Raw genomic sequence first — 16,929 nt, 5'->3', positions numbered from 1 at the left:
AGGAGAGCAGGATCAAACTATGCAACCTAATGATATTCTTAAAATCATAGATAATTACATTGAAAAGCCTGAAACAGATTATGCAATAATGATTGAGCAAGGATGGGGAGCAGGGAAAACATACTTTTGGAATAATACTGTGGCACCGCATCTATTGGAAAATGGTTATTTTCCATGTCACATTACTCTGAACGGGGTAAGCAGTATAGAAGAAGTATCCACACGTACCTTACTTGGATTGCGGCAAGCTGTTTACTTAAAACCTGGACTAGACCCGTTAGAAATTGATCAATACATTGACATTCAAAAGCTAGTGCTCTGTTATGATGATTTAGAACGGGCTAATATGGACGTTGAAGATATTTTCGGATATACCAATCTTTACATTGAGCATAAGAATATTAAAACATTGTTTCTTTGTAACGAGGGGAAAATTCATGAAAGGGAGGATGAACAACGAAAGAAATATGCTGAATGCAAGGAAAAGATAATAGGTAAGACAATTCCTTTTAAACAACTACCGCGAGTGGCTTTGGAACAAATGATAGACAAACTTTATCAGAAATATGATAGTAAATACAAAGATTTTTTAAAGGAACGAGTAGATCCCATAATTGAACTTTTTGAGATAGAAATTAATGATTATAAAAAGATAGATAGAAATATTAATCTTCGAACAGTAAAGCATTCGCTTAGTGATTTTCATTATATCTACGATAAGTGTAATAATACCTTCGATAATTTAATACCGGAATTGGATCAGTTTCTTCTACTAACTATAATACTTTCTAAAGAGATTAAATTTAATTCCGGAATCTATTCGGCGATTGAAAAGACTAAGACGCAAAAAGTTGACAGATCAGATAGTTTACTTCGTCCAAAAATAGAAGAAACAGCACTTCTGTATGATGTTCTTGAAAAATATACTGGTCATACAATGTTGAGAGGCTCGATAAATTACTTGCATTCTATTGGCAATTATTTATTGACTGGAAACTTAATAATGACTGAATTGAAAGAGGATATAGATTCTTTCCAAAATAAGCAAGAAAGCCTATCCCCTATTATAAATATAGATCCGGAGACACAACTATTTGATCGTTATTGGGAACTTGATGATAATGAATTTTCTAGTGCCATCGATAATGTAATGAAGAAAGTAGAGTCTAAGAAATATTTGCTAATGGATTATCTTCGAATATCTAATCATTTTGCTTTCTTTAGAAAGGAGAATTTACTGAACTTTCCTGAGGAGAATGATAAAAAACTTATTGATACTTTTAAGGAGGCAATCGATTTCGCGATTGAGTCGATCGATGCTACAAAAAGTTACAGCTCAGTTTTGTCTGGGTTTGACCCGACTGATTCTGAAACCTCGCAATTAAAAAAATATGTTGAAAATAAATTAAAGGAGAAGAGAGAACAAGATTACCAGAGCAAAGCAAATGAACTGACTCAGTTGCTTCTCCAACAACCTGATCTTTTTGTGAAAAAGTTGTATAAGTATAATCAGGAAAATTTGCCCATATTCATGTATATAGATCCAACTCAATTTGTTAATAATCTATTTAAATTAAATAATCGTAATTTAACAGAAGTACGAAATGTTATAGTGAATCGTTATCAAAGTTTCAACGCATATTCCTATACCCTGGAGGTCAAAACGCTTATAGATATTAGGGATTACTTATTGGAAATTCTGGGGAGGAATAACGATACGTCTATCGTTTTATTATCAACGAGATTATTAAAACAATTCAGTGATGATTTAAATGGGGTTATTGATAAAATATCTCTGCGTTAGGATCTGTTGCATGACACCTTTGGATAGTATTCAGTGGCTTATGAGTAAAGAAACACTGCTTGATGAACATGATTGAATATATTAGAGATAATAATTTTGATCTGAAGAGGGTAATTGTTAATTTGGATTTTACATGTCTTGCTTGAGGAATCTGGGTGTGCTGCGTTCAACTAACTGAAAAAGGTAATTCATTTGAGGTAGCAGAGGACGTTATTTTCTTGTCTGTAACTACTTCTTTTTTTAATGCCTTAATTGAGTAAAAACTATTTGTTATCAAATTGTTATCAAAAAATCCTAGAATAAACCGAATTTCGGCATGCAAGAATATGGTTGATTACTATACTAAACATATAAATCTTATCAATATGGGTAACTACAAATTAAAAGTACAGAGAGTCCAAAAATTTATTATTGAAGCAGAAATTCAAGTTTTCCATATTTTGTTCATAATTCAAAAAGATTACGCCAATAAGTGCGAATAGCATACAATTCGAGAGATAAAGATATGGTGAGGGCTTTAGTTGTTCAGAAAATTATAACCTCCACATGTGTTTTCCTGGAAAACTTTCATAAAAAGTGAAACCCTATTATTTGCTTAGACTTAGACTAAGGCGGATATAGTTCCAACAACTTCGCTTCCATTTATCGTTTTCTAAACTCAAGGTTCCAAGTTCATTTTATGTTTTTCTATATATTTTCGGGAAAATGCAGTCTACTTACCAACTATCTTTATTAGACAAGCTTCTGATATTCCTACCCAATAAATCGCTATTCAAATTCAAATATTTAGAAGCTGAATCAGCGTACTGAAGAAGTGCGAACTGAGCTTCAAGTGCATTTATTATTGACTCTAGAATATGCATATACATATAGTCTTCATCTTTTTGTAAAGCTTGAATTATTTCATGCTCTTCCAAATTATCTATTCTTCTTGAATTAAGCCTAGTCAGTGGTTTGGCTCTAAATATATTTTTTAGTCCTTGTGGAGTGAAAAAATAGGTTTCTAATTCCTCTTGTGAATGTCTATAAGGCCGAAGTACTTCAAAACCCTTAAGATTGGGGGACAAATGAACGAAATAGCTCATTACTCCATTATAAAATGTGTCTTTATCTTTGATACGTGCACTGATTTTTTGCAAGCCGTCAATTTTGTTGAGTTTATCTAAATAAAACATTAATTCATATTCCCGTTCAGAATAATGTTCGGTTAAGAATCGTTTTAAAAATTGATTATCTTCATATACATTACGTATCCATACTTTTGCAAGTGTTTTTCGATTTGCCATTACATAATCAATGTTATCAAAGCCACTATTCAAGCAAATGCTAATCTCATAAGCGATATCTCTATGTTCATTTATAACTTCCTCTAATTTTTTTCTGTTGGCTGAAGCAACAGCTCTTCTTATGAAGCCTCTTGTTCTGTTTATATAAAAAATAACGATTATTGTACTAAATACGGCAAGAAGAATAGGTACTTTAGTTATGTAATCCCCCCAAATGTCCACTAATTTAGCATCTAAAATTAAATATATCGATTCTCGCCAAATTTTAATAAATTCATGCTTATAGATTGTATTTAGAGTAATGAAAAACGCTATTCCAGTTACTATATTAAATATCATCTTTTTTAGATTGTAAAATATAATAGCCCAAATAGAATTAACAAAATATTCAAAGGTTTTACTGCCGCTTACTCTCTTTTTAAAATGCACTTGTTTCGTTAATAACTTGAAAATGGTTTTATGAGTTGAATGATAAAATTTGATTATCCATATAAGTTTTTTAAGTGACCCGTTATGTGCAAGGTGCTTAGTAAATTTAATGTATAACGCATCTACAAGTTGGCCGTAATATTGCCAAAAGTATATCCACCATAAACGAAGAATGAGGATAAGTAAAAGATAGAAAAGAAAAAGCTCTAACCATGTTGGAAGTGAAAATAATTGTGTGAATTCATATTCAATTGTAGAAATCAGAGAAGAAACTTCTGTCCAGCTATGAAATATTAAGATATAACTACAAATTGAAATTGATAGAAACAAAAAAGATGTTTTTACCCAGTAATTACTTAGCTTAAAATCACGGTGTAAAAAAGTAATCATAACTAGAGCCTCCAAGAATATTAATCCTACCCCCATTTTACAACAATAGATTTCCTATGATAATAGATCTATTATACTTTATGAAATGTTAATCAATTATTAACTTAATGATTCCGTATGCATCCGAGAATAGAACGAGATTAATATCTTTTCAATATGATATCTGTACACATAAGAGGATCTCCCCTAAGAATGACCGATTCTCATTTGCTAGAGCTAAGACTAGAGATATTATTTGAACTTGAATATGTATGAGACCTCACAGATGTGTCGAAGAGAACATTTAATTGAAAAGGTTGAAAGGAAAATTAATGATTTCATTATAGCCTCTCATTTCTTTTTTTTGTCCTCCCCTCACATTAACATGTTACGATCTTTGTGTAATTATATGGTATAGTTAAGCAGCACATATGTTTGGTGTCTTTTGGACTATACAATATAGTTTGGGAGGGACAAGGTTGAAAGAGCGGTTTGCAAAAATCATTCGTTTTGCCCAAAAAATTATAAGGGAGGCGTGATCCTGTCGATGTAGGTTTTGAGGCCGGTATTCCTAGACTCTGCCGCTGATTGTGGAATGGATTAAACAGGAATTCGCTGTCACGATGAACGTAGGTGGTATAAGCGCAATGCTGAAACGGATGAATTTAGCTTTACCAAAGCTACGTATACGCTTGCTAAATGCCAACTAGGAGGCCTAGGCTTACTTCAGAAAGCACACGTTTGCTGAACTCAAGAAACAGGTGGAGGCTGAACAAATCAAACAACGGCTATTAGAAGACGAGGATATGAGTGGCTCGTATCAAGCCCTGCAGTACAAATGGTCTTCCTACCGCCTCGCCTTATGGCCCAAATTGCAACCCAGTCTAAGGGCTTTGGCTCAAAGCTGATGCCGTGAACAATATCATTTTTCTGAAATGCTTTCTAAGATTAGGCGTTTTGTAAGCCAATATATGAAGTGAATCAACAAACAACCGTTAGAAAACGATAGATCGCCTTCTTGATATTATAAACTTAATTGCGGTCTAAATAGTTATTACAGTTTTGATTTTGAAAGTATAAGTAGCGAGGCTTTAGGAATTAGTGAGACTAAAAGAATAGCTGTTTTAGAGATTATGGTGGACGAGGGGTTTATAAAAGGACTTTCAATACTTAGAGGCGCCCAAGGGGATTATACCATTAGTATTAAGGGACCCCGCATAACATTAGCCGGGTTGAGTTATCTTTCAGGAAATTCTACAACATCTAAAGTAATAAATGCAGCAAAGTTTTTGAAAGATGTTATTCCAGGGTTGTAATATGAATAAACAATTTACATTTCACCAAAATAATTCAGCTACTCTGATGAAGCTTAAAGAATTAGCATTAAATTCATTCTCCTGTCATAGATGTGGCTCGGAAGTTGTTCAAAATCTACCCAACCCGTGTGGCTGGACATGTACAAAGTGTATAGATGGTCATTATATAGGACCGTTATTTGAGAAGTGAGCACCTTTAGGTGCTTTTTTAATTTATAAATGAATATGAATTATTATATTATGCGCAAATTCAGCATTCCAGTTGTAAAAATATTCATTTTGTATTGAAGAATATAATAAAAAAGGAGATTCATGCAGAATGCAAGAGAAACATGTTATAATTTGGATAATGATTATTGCATATACCAAACTAAAATTATTCTTTGAACAGTAAGTGCGATTCCTTTAATGATATAGAAATAATATCTGTGAGGTGGAAGTCCTATGGAAGTCGCTTATCTTATAAATGATCGAATATTCTTAGAAGAAGAAAGAAGAGTTCTCGAAGATCAAGAAACTAGTTATAACATAATTATCAAGTCAATAGAAGATAAATACAGGGTACACTCAGATAAGAAGGCTTTTACGTGTATCTGTTGTAAGCAAGCAGTCAGTATGGTTCTGAGACAAGATAAATTCCATTTCAAACATTTAGGTGAGGGTTGCCCCAGCTCTGAGAACTATCGACAATACACCAAGCAAATTAAAGAAGAAGAGAATGAGCAGCCCCATCGAATAGGTAAAACAATAATTAGAACATATCTGGAGGGGCAACTAAAGATACATAATGTTGAGGTGCAAGAAGGTTACAGTTATCGAAAATCATTAAAAATTATTCCCGATTTAATTATATATTTTCCCGGAGGCGATATTTGGGTTGTAGATTACATAACAGGCAAGAAACAAGTTGAAGCTTACAATTCGTTCATTAAGAAGAGAAAAGAAGTATACGAAAATGAAGGTTTTAAATACTTCTTTTTTATAGATAAAGCATGGTTGTCGTCTGAGCATCCAAATATAAAAGCGGTCTCCCTGTATCCTGCTGAAAATCAAATGTTAATTCAGTTAGAGCAAGATCAATTATGGGAAGTATGGATCGCGAACTTGATCTTGAAAACAGACGAAGAGTTTCTATTAAATCATCTATTTGGTCTAGAGAGAACCTTTAAAGAACAGCTTACACTTGAAGTAAGAAGCCTACTTTATGTCGATCCTGCAGAAGGAACTGCCCTCGTTCAGCGTCTTGTGCGACTGGATTCAAAATGGGGATTAAATATATTTAGAACAGAAATATCATTAGAAAAAGCTGCTTCGTTAGACTCTGCTAAGAATTATTTTCAATGGATAGATGAGGATGAAGAAACACAACGGATGAAGCTAGAAGAAGATGTGATTGCTGCTTATAGAAAGTTTGAAAAAGAGCAAAAGGATAAAATAGAGCAAGAGCTAAGTAAAGAGGTTTATAAAAAGAAATTAGTTAATATAGATTCGAATAAAGTCACTTCGCATTATACTCACCAATCAGCCAAGTTTACACCACAATCCAATACCACACTTAGTGAGTTATTTGTAAAATTACAAGAACAAACAATAGATATTGATGAGGCTTTAGTACTTTATGATTACTATAAAGGCAGTAAGATCTATAAAAATAGGGATGAACTTGAGGAGGTCAGGGGTTTAGCTAGAACCATGATGGGGCCAATATCTAATCCTAACTACTTGGACAGAAGGCTTAGAGAGATACTTATAAACCTTGCTCTTCTATAAAAATTGGACGAGGTGCTGAAGACATTTGAATAAAGTGATCCAGACAAACTCAAACGAATTTTCTGCTTTCTGTACAGCGTATTTTTTGACCTATTAGGGATTATCTCGCTTTTACAGTCTAATGGAAACGAAAAATATTTAGCAGTTCCTATCCACTCGATAGGAAAATATATTTGTTTAATTCTATATCAGATTAATAAAGATATATTTAACTCTTCCTATAAGCTAAATACAGAAATCAAAAAAATCAGGCATAAAGTGAAATTGAGTAAGAGCGTTCTTTACTAGATGGTAAAACGTAATTCAATCAAATTTTAACGAGCAATTATAAAGTATCAATGGAGGCACATATGTATATTTATAAAGTTGAAATTGAAAAATATAGAAATTTCAGAGATAGAGAAATCACGTTTAATGACGGTATTAATGTGATCATTGGTCACAATAATGCAGGTAAGACTAACCTTATTAGTGCATTAGCTTTAGTTTTAAACTCAAATGGAAAAAAGAGATTGGATGTTCATGATTTTAATAAGAGCACTTCTCTTGATGAATTGAAAGCAAATCCACCGAGAATACGTATATGTATAACCATAAAACAAAGCGAAAATGAAGAACTCAATTCTGATGACTTGGCTACCGTAGCAAACTGGTTAATCAAGCTTGAAGAACCCTATGAGGCATTATTGACATATGAATATTATCTTCCTGAGAAAGACACTGAAAAGTATGTAAAAGCTCTGAGCGATGTCACAGACAAAGAGAAGGCATGGAAAATCATTCAGCAAGATTTCTTAAGATTTTACGTCCATAAGATCTGGGGAGGAAATGTAATAAGTCAGAACATGGCGGATAATGAATCATTGCAAAAATTTGATTTTCAATTTCTAGACGCAATTCGAGATGTTGAAAGGGATATGCTCTCAGGTAGAAATGCGCTTCTACGAGACGTACTAGATTTTTATATGGACTACGATATAAAGTCAGATCGAACCATTACAGAAGAGCAAAAGGTAGACAAAATCAGATCCCACAAACAAGCCTTTTCTGACGCAGCAGATTCGTTAATCTTGAATCTAATAAAGAGAATGGAACTAGGCAAAGGGCATATATTATCTTATGCCAAAGACACTGGCGCAGCTTTTAATAAAGCAAATCCAAGTTTTGATGGAGGCATTTCTGATGTTGAAATGTTTTCGGCCTTGAAACTAATAGTTGAGTATGAAACCGGAATTAAGATCCCGGCGACACATAACGGACTGGGCTATAATAACCTAATCTTCATGTCACTATTATTGTCTAAAATGCAAGTGAGTTCAGATGGGAATTATTTGGGGAGTAACGCAAAAGTCTTTCCGATTTTAGCAATCGAAGAACCTGAAGCGCACTTGCATCCAGCTATGCAACACCAGTTTCTAAAATTCTTACTAAAAAATAAAGAAGAAAAAAAGGTTAGACAGATATTTGTAACCACACACTCAACCCATATTACATCCTCTGTATCTCTAGATGAAATGATTTGTCTGCATAATGAGAATGGTGAGACAAGTGTAGGTTATCCAGGAAAGGTATTTCAAAACAATGAGAAAAGCAAAAAGTATGTACAAAGATTTCTTGATGCCACCAAATCAGATATGTTATTTGCTCAGAAAGTGATTTTAGTCGAGGGATTAGCTGAGCAGCTATTATTATCTATTTTGGCAAGGTATGAAGGATTTTCATTAGAAGAAAATCATGTAGCAATTGTAAACGTTGGTGGAAGGTTCTTTGATCATTTTTTATATTTATTTAGCTCAACCAATCCATATAGCGTAATCAAGAAAATAGCATGCATCACAGATAGGGATCCTGAGAGAAAGAAGAAAGAAAAAGGAGCCAGTTATAGTAAATGTTATCCTTTTGAATATGATGTGCAAAAAGATGCATATGACTATAAGTGCAACCCTTCATTTAATTTATATCCAGCAAATGCCCATCCTAACATTGCGCTCTTCAGTCAGGATGAAAAAGAAGGAAGAACATTTGAGTATGATCTAATCTTACACAATCCATCGTTTGAATTACTTATTACTGATTCAATGAAAAATCAGGAAGAATTAAAGAAATTGATGAGATTATTTAAAGAAGGTGCGGAGTTATCGGAATTCGAGAGTCTCTTAAGAGGTAGTAAGGAAAACGAAAGGATTCTGCAAAGTATAGCCTTAAATACTATATGGACCAAGAATGAAAAGAAAAGAGCCCTTATAGCCTCTCGTTATTTGAATTCTGTTGGAAAAGGGGAAAACGCATTGGAACTGGCGTACACACTCACAGACAATTTTAATAGAAAAGAGAAAAAAGGATATCAAGATTTTATTGTTCCAAATTATATTAAAGAAGCGATAACTTGGGTGCTCCGATGATAAAAATAGATTCTGATACGCTAATCCCTATCGAGAATCACTTTCGAGTAGCAGCCGGTCCTGGTGCTGGAAAAACATATTGGCTTGTAAAACACATTAAAAATGTCCTACATCATTCCCAAAGACTAAAGAAAACACGGAAAATTGCCTGTATTACCTACACCAATATTGCAGTAGAAACAGTTTTGAATCGATTGGGGACTAATATTAATCAAGTAGAAGTTTCAACTCTACATAGTTTTTTGTACAAACATATTTTGAAGCCGTATGCTTCTTATCTTGATAAAGAATATGAATTGAACGTTAATGAAATGGATGGACATCAAGATACGGTTGTTCATTTTAAAAAAGTAAAGTATTGGATTGAAAATCACAGTAATGTAGATCAGTTAGTACACCCATATACGGTTAATCAGTTGATTAAAAGAAGCGAAAATATTGAAAGCCTTACACGTTGGTTAGAGCGCTTGAGATATCACATAGACGAACATGATAATATTATAATTTCTGGAGATAACAAACAGGCGTATTGGATCGACGAGAAGAAAAAACAAAGACATTTAAATAAAACTTGTTTAAAAATTCTTAGTTTAGATTTAATTGCTTATAAAAAGCTTTATTGGTTAAAAGGAAATGTTGATCATAATGATGTACTCTTTTTTAGCTATCAGCTTTTAAAAAAATATCCATTTATTTTAGATGTATTACGGGCTAAATTTCCTTATTTGTATATTGACGAGTTTCAAGATACAAATCCAATACAAGTTGAGATCCTGAAATTAATTGGAGCGAAGGAAACTATTGTTGGAATAATTGGCGATGAAGCTCAATCTATATTCGGGTTTCAAGGCGCAGATCCTGGTCAGTTTTCCTCTTTTAAATTACCTGATTTAGTGGACCACGTGATGGAGGATAACCGAAGAAGTACAAACTCTATCATTGATTTATTAAATATAATTCGAAAAGATATAGAGCAAAAAAAAATTAGAAATATCCAAGGAGATATTCCTAAGCTCTTAGTTGGTGAAAGGATAGCTGCATTAACATGGGCAAAAAAATATTGCAATTACAGCGAAGAAATTTGTTCATTATCCCGTGATAATCCGACATCTAATGCAATGAGAAGAGATTTTAGTGGACAAACTTTGAATGATAAGCTCATTGAAGAACTTTTAAATGTAGATAAATCTTCTAGCAATAACAAATACAGAAGTAAGGTAGTTGTTATTTGTTTGAAAGCCGTAGAGTGCGCACGGGAAGGGGATATAAAAAAGGCAATTAAAGAAATGGAAAGTTTAGAAAGAGATATTAATAATACAGATGAAAGGAGGAAGATAGCGTTAAAGTCACTTTATTTATTGCTGGAAAAGTACGATGCTTACAGGAATAAACCTTTATATGATTTTTATCAATTAGTAAAAAATAATGTGAAAACAGAAATATCAAAATTAGGAAAAGGTGCCGCTGCAACATTTTATGAAACTAACACTTATGAACAGTTAGCCCTTTGTGTCAATATAACCGAAGATTTTAGTAAACATAAGACTATTCATAAGTCGAAGGGAGACGAATTTGATAATGTGCTTATAGTTTTTAAATCCTCAAATGAACTAGAACTCTTTTTGAATCCAGACTTAAAGAAAAATGAGGAACACAGAATATCCTACGTAGCTTTAAGTAGGGCAAGAGAACGGCTCTTTATTAATGTTCCAGAAATAAAGAATGATGATAGTATAAATAGGTTAAAGGAAATATTTAAGATAGAATCGGTATGATAAATCGTATCTCTAATTTGAGCAAAATATTAATGAATCGAGATGTTTTTATGAGCACTGACCGGTCGATTAAAAATTGGATTCATTAAAAAGTTCAATTAAGCGTACTTTAGGAAAGGAAATGATGTTCTTAAACGATGCAAAATGCCATATTGACATAACAATTTCGAAAAACCATTGTCCCGTAAAAAAGCTTGCCCAGTATGTCTACAAGACGTTTTTGTACATACTCTTCCTTTTAAAAATGAGGAAAGATAGGATGCGCGGAGCAGTTACCGAACAACAAGCCGAAGATATTGAAATTGGGCGGGCAAAAGAAAATGGAACATGTGATGATTATGAAGAAAGGATTGAGAAGTAAGAAGCCATGGAAGATTCTTTAAACAGGGGATGGGACGTGGAACCGAATAACAGTGATGTTGAGTGGCACCTTCTGTTAGAGGAACAGATTGAACACTCTAATAACAAACAGTGGGGGCTATACCGCAATACTGTACATCGAATGGCAGAACATCTTTATAAATTGAAACAGTTCAATCAGTCTCTTCGAACCTACTTAAATGTCCTATATCTCTCGACCTAAATGGACCCAATAATGTCTCGTTTTTTAATGGAAAGCCAGAATTCGATGTGAGAGCTTTTGATCCGAGGGAGCCCTATGCCTTTATAGCCCCGGGTATTATAAAGCGGATTGTTCTTTTAAAGAATAAGCGGGTTGGCATAGGTGTAGAAGAGCTAAAGGCATTATTTTTAGAAGAAGCATCTCAAGTATATACATTATTAAAAACGCCATTAACACCTGAGAATGCATGGAATGCAATAGTAAATAAGAGTATATTTTAACCCTTTTATTCTAATATGCCCTGATTTCAGTTGTAGTCAGAGTAAAAGAGGATATTCATAACGGACATTGCTGATAAAAGGATGAATTTAAGCTAGTCGGATTATCAAGGGATTCATAATAAAAGGATGCCCAGAGATACTATAATAAAAAGGGGAGCGTTGCTCCCCTAAATACTGACTTTCCAACTTAAGTTCATATTTTCTTGAAGGCTGAGTTTTTCTTAATGTCTCTTCGTTTATTATTGATGTTGAAACCGGAATTGAAATTTAAACGTCGTTTTGCTTGTGTTTTTTGGGATAACATATCATTTTTGAAGAAATAGGCAAATCCATCTTCTAAAAAAGATGAATTTGAAAAATGTTCTTTTTGTAACTCAGGTCCAATTGAAAACTTCTTACCATCAATATGTTGCACATGACGCGACCGTAAACTGAAAGAGTATATAGTAGGATTAAGAAAATAAGGTGAATATAAATGGTTTTTAAAATCTAGTGGTTCAACTGGTCCTTCAGGTCTAATCCGCTGTGTAAAAACTTCATTTCCGCGATGTAGTTGAACTTTACCCTCGAAGTATTTATAAATTGCACTTGTATCAATGACTGGTATATCATCTATGACTTGACCCGAACCATAAAAACAATTAATAAGTACAAATGGTTGAATAGTCAAATCTGCAAGTTCTTCTAGAGGAATATTCATTTTCAAAGCAAATTCTTCTTGATTTCGCTGGATATACTTAATTGTGCCTTTTGCTTGCTTTATTGCTTTTCGAATCGTCCGATCTACACTTATTTGATTTTTAGTATCAATAGGCTCCAATTTATTTTTAGACTGGCCCACAAACAAATAATTACCTAACCTCGCAATAATATCAATATCCCCACTAAGGGTACTTCCTTCGTAGTTGTATGTATAGGGGTAGCGCTCAGTAAAAATTGTAAAACCGTTCTGTTTAAAACAATTTCTCATAACAACTTCATACGTTTCGCCTTTTTCTTCTAGATTAACTTTGAGCATATTCAAATGATGCGGAAATATGCGGGGGAAGTTGTTCATCATTAACAATGAGGGAACAATGGTGATTTGCTTCTCGTATGTGAGAATAGGTTTGAAATATAGATCATAAATCGTATCACTTCCGAAATCGTAGAAGGATAGCAACTTATCAATGTCTACTTGTTTTAATTCTTGTTTAGTTACTTTGGAGAGAATAGGAATAAACATCTCTCCTATCTCTTTATTACTAAGGCGTAGATATGGTGCTAATGGTAATCTATCTCGAGTGATTTTATAGTGTCTCGTTGCCCCAAAATAAATATAGGCAATTGTCATAAGACAATAATAGAAGAGGTACAGTACAAAAACATTAACCCCACGGCATTTTAGCTCTTCAAGATTAAATATATAAGTATCATCTTCGAGCTCCAGGAATGCTTGGTAAGCAACCTCCATAGTATATTTAAATGCTTCCATAAACTCAGTGGGATTAATTTTTAATTTAAAGTGATTTTCACCTATCTCGTGTATGATTTTTTCATAATTCACTTCTCTTCTAGTCCAATGAAACCTTGCTGCAGCGATTGATGGTAATGTTCTTTGAATATTTTGCTTGCGGGCCTGCAATCGATAAGTTGGAAGAGTATACCTACGATACTCTAGGAAATCTTTGTAGAAGAAGTTTAGCTCGGTCAGAGACTCTTTCATTTTTACGTTATGCCGAGATACCTCATCTGCAATCCATTCGAGAAAGTGAATGGAGCGTATTATTGGAATTAGTTTTTGACTGAATTCTAAAATAATTGGCTGATCAATGTGATACACTTCAATCTGTGTACCTTTAAATCTTCCATTACGTAGATCCTCCTTCCAAACCTGTAATATTGCATTTAAAGCAGAAATACTGGTTTCGTAATTAGCTTCGAGTCCATAAGTAAAGTGAAAGTACAACAAACGATCCATTTCATCTGGTGGAGTATGAACCAAATCCTGATGAAAGTGCTCAAATACAGATAGTATAATGTGCTGTGCAGTTAAAGGATGCATTTCGTGCATTTCTCTAATTATTTGCTTTAAATTATTTGAATCTTTGTTTAGATAATCGTTTAACAAACGACATTGCTTTAAGTATTCATCATCTCCCCATGAAAGCTCCGCCCATTTTTCAATTAAGCGATTGCAAAATAACTGTGTCATATTTTCATCTCGATTGAGATTAAGCATGAATCTATAACGACGAATTGCTTTTTTTAATTCTTCTTCTTCGGTTGAACCAGCGTATGCATTAATTAGATTCTTGGTTTGTTTCCATGCAGCATTATAATTTAGATTTTCAAGTTTATTTTGGATTTCCTCTAAGATTTCTTGCAAATATAACCCTCCCATTTTAGATTAATAATGAAATTGAATTTGTAGGCGATATTATAAATTAACTAAGAAAAAAGATTTTAGCTCAATTATAATACTTATTAATGGGGGGGGGCAGTTAATTTATTTGCCTTGAAATTATTTTTTTATTAAAGAGGTGTATCCGATTATTTAACAAAGAAGATTTGATATTTGAGGCCTATATATTGATTGAGTTTCTCAATATCATATTGGTAGAAAGCATTATTAACATAACCAAGAATTTAAATAAGTATAAAAAAGTAATATACCTACATGTTAAATATGGTGTACAAAAAGGGGGATTTCAAAGGATACAATTTATCTCAATTATAAGTAATGATAGCTCAAGATATCTCATTTGTACTTGTTAAATATCTCAAGTATATATTGAATAAAGTAGCCTTTTGGCTGTTTTTCAGTCTCATTTATAACCGTTACTCACATAGCTTGTCACAACAGAGTCAGTCCCGGTGTGTCTGAATAAGACGTCATGCATCCGGGGCTTTTTTGTATTCTTGCTCTGCTTCAATATTATAAATAGGAGTGATGAAGATGGGGATTATTGTGGCGATTGGCGGAGGCGAGATTAGCGAATTGGAGACTTTGGCCATCGATCAAACGATTGTAGATCTAACGAACAAAAGGAAGCCCAAAGCGTTGTTCATTCCTACTGCTAGTATGGATGCGGAGGGGGATTGTGATTCTTTTCAATTCGTGTACGGTGACCGGTTAGGGTGTGAGATCAAGCATTTGCTGCTGACGAAAAATACATATGCACCAGAAGAAATAGAGGACATGATTTTATCCGCCGATGTAATCTATGTGGGTGGCGGTAATACGCGGAAGATGCTGGACATCTGGCGCGAGCATGGTGTGGATATTTTGCTGAAACAGGCTTATGCTTCGGGGGTTGTGTTGTCAGGGATGAGTGCGGGATCGATCTGTTGGTACGAATACGGTCATAGTGACACAGAGACGTTCGATACATCAGGAGAGAGGATTTATATCAAATTGAAGGCGATGGGGATCTTACCAGGGATTCACTGTCCTCATTATAATGAAGACAACCGCGAGGCAGATTTCTTGGAAATGGTTAAGGGAATGGATACAACAGGCATAGCCATTGAGAATCACTGCGCCATTATTTATAAAGATGATGGGTATAAAGTGATCTCCTCCAGAGAAATGGCCAAGGCCTATAAGATACAAGAGATCAATCAGCAGATGATCGTGACCGAGATTGAGAAGCACGCTGAATATAATGAGATAGTGAATATGTGATATGTGAATAAAAGCCCACACTCCTCCGGGGGGACTGACCCCCTAATGTGAGACAAATCAAAACACCTTCAAGAGAATGAAACTCTGTCGTAAGATAGGGAGATATCCTTGGAGGTGTTTTTTGCGTTGGCAACCAGAGTGAGTTACCCCGTAGAAATAAAGATGAAAGCTATAGAAATGAGATTGGCAGGAGTACCCGTGAGCGATGTTATGAGACAGTTGGGCATACGAAATAGGACACAACTAAAAGTCTGGATGAAATGGTATCGCGAAGGCGAAATTCATCGCATGGAGCAACCTGTAGGTAAGCAATACAGCCTTGGAAAAGGTCCGGAAGCCACTACGGAGCTGGAGAGACTAAAGGCAGAGAATCGATTCCTGAAGCAACAATTGGACCTGCTAAAAAAGTACAAGGAACTGGAAAGGGGGTGGAACCAGAAGTTGTCGTTGCCTGGATCGAATCCATTCGGGCAGAAGTGAAGGTGTCGGAGGCTTGTGCGTGGCTTGGGGTCGCGAGAGCTACCTACTACCGCTGGAAGGCTGCCAGGACTCAACGTACAGATCGGATGGTGGAAAAGATAAGGCAGCTTTGCACTCTGCACAAATTCCGGTACGGTTACCGTAAAATCACGGCACTCCTTCGGGCAGAAGAGCCTATAAACCATAAACGGGTCCAGCGTATCATGCAGCGTGAGGGATTACAGTGCCGTGTGAGGATGAAGAAACGAAAGACTACGGGGCAACCGGCACAACCTGCAGAACATCTGTTAAAGCGGCAATTTCATGCAGCAGCTCCCTTGCAAAAACTGGTCACAGATATTACGTATTTGCCGTTTGGCGGCAAGATGTTGTACCTTTCAAGTATTTTGGATCTGTACAACGGAGAAATTGTCGCTTACAGTATAGCGGACAAGCAGGACACGTCCTTTGTATTGGATACGCTGGGCCAACTTCCAGAGCGGGCCAACATGCTGCTCCACAGCGATCAGGGCAGTGTGTATACGTCTCAGGCGTACCAGGCGGCAGTCAAAGAAAAAGGCATTACCATGAGCATGTCCCGTAAAGGAACGCCCGCGGATAATGCCCCCATCGAATCGTTTCATTCCACCCTAAAGTCTGAAACGTTCTACCTCGAAGATCTCATGTGTACAACGACAGCAATCGTTGAACGGACCGTTCGAGACTACATCACCTACTATAACTCAATTCGGATTCAGGCGAAACTAAATAACCAGTCGCCGGTGGATTTTCGGCGACTGGCTGCTTAA

General features: G+C 34.9%; 10 protein-coding genes. 8 read left to right on the top strand and 2 right to left on the bottom strand.

Annotated elements, in window-relative coordinates; translation table 11 throughout:
- Positions 1 to 19: 19 nt before the first annotated feature.
- On the top strand, positions 20 to 1,804 hold the full coding sequence (locus NYE24_RS14575) for a P-loop NTPase fold protein (protein WP_342478977.1): 1,785 nt from the start codon (positions 20 to 22) through the stop codon (positions 1,802 to 1,804).
- Between the two features lie 716 nt (positions 1,805 to 2,520).
- Here the strand turns inward: NYE24_RS14575 and NYE24_RS14570 are convergent.
- Positions 2,521 to 3,909 carry a hypothetical protein gene (locus NYE24_RS14570; protein ID WP_342478976.1) on the bottom strand — a complete coding sequence of 463 codons (1,389 nt, stop codon included), beginning with the start codon at positions 3,907 to 3,909 and terminating at the stop codon, positions 2,521 to 2,523.
- Between the two features lie 1,739 nt (positions 3,910 to 5,648).
- On the opposite strand from NYE24_RS14570, the gene NYE24_RS14565 reads away from it, so the two are divergent.
- The 5 genes from NYE24_RS14565 (at position 5,649) to NYE24_RS14545 (ending at position 11,994) form a co-directional block, all read left to right on the top strand.
- On the top strand, positions 5,649 to 6,974 hold the full coding sequence (locus NYE24_RS14565; RefSeq protein ID WP_342478975.1) for a hypothetical protein: 1,326 nt from the start codon (positions 5,649 to 5,651) through the stop codon (positions 6,972 to 6,974).
- Between the two features lie 350 nt (positions 6,975 to 7,324).
- Entirely contained in the window at positions 7,325 to 9,376 is a 2,052-nt protein-coding gene (locus NYE24_RS14560) for an AAA family ATPase (protein WP_342478974.1), read from the top strand.
- Positions 9,373 to 11,151 carry an ATP-dependent helicase gene (locus NYE24_RS14555; protein WP_342478973.1) on the top strand — a complete coding sequence of 593 codons (1,779 nt, stop codon included), beginning with the start codon at positions 9,373 to 9,375 and terminating at the stop codon, positions 11,149 to 11,151. Before NYE24_RS14560 ends, NYE24_RS14555 begins: the two co-directional genes overlap by 4 nt.
- A 124-nt stretch (positions 11,152 to 11,275) precedes the next feature.
- Positions 11,276 to 11,512 carry a hypothetical protein gene (locus tag NYE24_RS14550; protein WP_342478972.1) on the top strand — a complete coding sequence of 79 codons (237 nt, stop codon included), beginning with the start codon at positions 11,276 to 11,278 and terminating at the stop codon, positions 11,510 to 11,512.
- A 269-nt stretch (positions 11,513 to 11,781) separates the two neighbouring features.
- The gene (locus NYE24_RS14545; RefSeq protein WP_342478971.1) at positions 11,782 to 11,994 is read left to right on the top strand and encodes a hypothetical protein; all 213 of its coding nucleotides are present in this window, start codon (positions 11,782 to 11,784) and stop codon (positions 11,992 to 11,994) included.
- Between the two features lie 193 nt (positions 11,995 to 12,187).
- On the opposite strand, the gene NYE24_RS14540 is transcribed toward NYE24_RS14545, so the two are convergent.
- Positions 12,188 to 14,362: a hypothetical protein gene (locus NYE24_RS14540; RefSeq protein ID WP_342478970.1), complete on the bottom strand. Its 2,175-nt coding sequence runs from the start codon at positions 14,360 to 14,362 to the stop codon at positions 12,188 to 12,190.
- Positions 14,363 to 14,932: 570 nt separating this feature from the next.
- Between NYE24_RS14540 and NYE24_RS14535 the strand changes: the two genes are divergently transcribed.
- Positions 14,933 to 15,661, top strand: a complete 729-nt coding sequence (locus NYE24_RS14535; RefSeq protein ID WP_342478969.1) for a peptidase E — start codon at positions 14,933 to 14,935, stop codon at positions 15,659 to 15,661.
- A 126-nt stretch (positions 15,662 to 15,787) separates the two neighbouring features.
- Positions 15,788 to 16,929, top strand: a protein-coding gene (locus NYE24_RS14530) for an IS3 family transposase (protein WP_342476556.1) whose coding sequence is annotated in 2 segments (ribosomal slippage) — positions 15,788 to 16,061 and positions 16,061 to 16,929 — 1,143 coding nt in all. Because the reading frame shifts where the segments join, the coding sequence is not laid out codon by codon here.

This window comes from Paenibacillus sp. FSL H7-0350, from assembly GCF_038593195.1.
Lineage (GTDB): Bacteria > Bacillota > Bacilli > Paenibacillales > Paenibacillaceae > Paenibacillus_AQ.
Note: the sequence above shows the minus strand (reverse complement) of the source record. Positions and strands in the feature narration are given on the sequence as shown.

Excerpts from the sequence above, each read along its gene's own strand:
- NYE24_RS14560 (WP_342478974.1), top strand. The coding sequence starts at position 7,325 with ATGTATATTTATAAAGTTGAAATTGAAAAATATAGAAATTTCAGAGAT.
- NYE24_RS14555 (WP_342478973.1), top strand. The coding sequence starts at position 9,373 with ATGATAAAAATAGATTCTGATACGCTAATCCCTATCGAGAATCACTTT.
- NYE24_RS14535 (WP_342478969.1), top strand. The coding sequence starts at position 14,933 with ATGGGGATTATTGTGGCGATTGGCGGAGGCGAGATTAGCGAATTGGAG.
- NYE24_RS14570 (WP_342478976.1), bottom strand. The coding sequence starts at position 3,909 with ATGATTACTTTTTTACACCGTGATTTTAAGCTAAGTAATTACTGGGTA.
- NYE24_RS14575 (WP_342478977.1), top strand. The coding sequence starts at position 20 with ATGCAACCTAATGATATTCTTAAAATCATAGATAATTACATTGAAAAG.
- NYE24_RS14565 (WP_342478975.1), top strand. The coding sequence starts at position 5,649 with ATGGAAGTCGCTTATCTTATAAATGATCGAATATTCTTAGAAGAAGAA.
- NYE24_RS14550 (WP_342478972.1), top strand. The coding sequence starts at position 11,276 with ATGTTCTTAAACGATGCAAAATGCCATATTGACATAACAATTTCGAAA.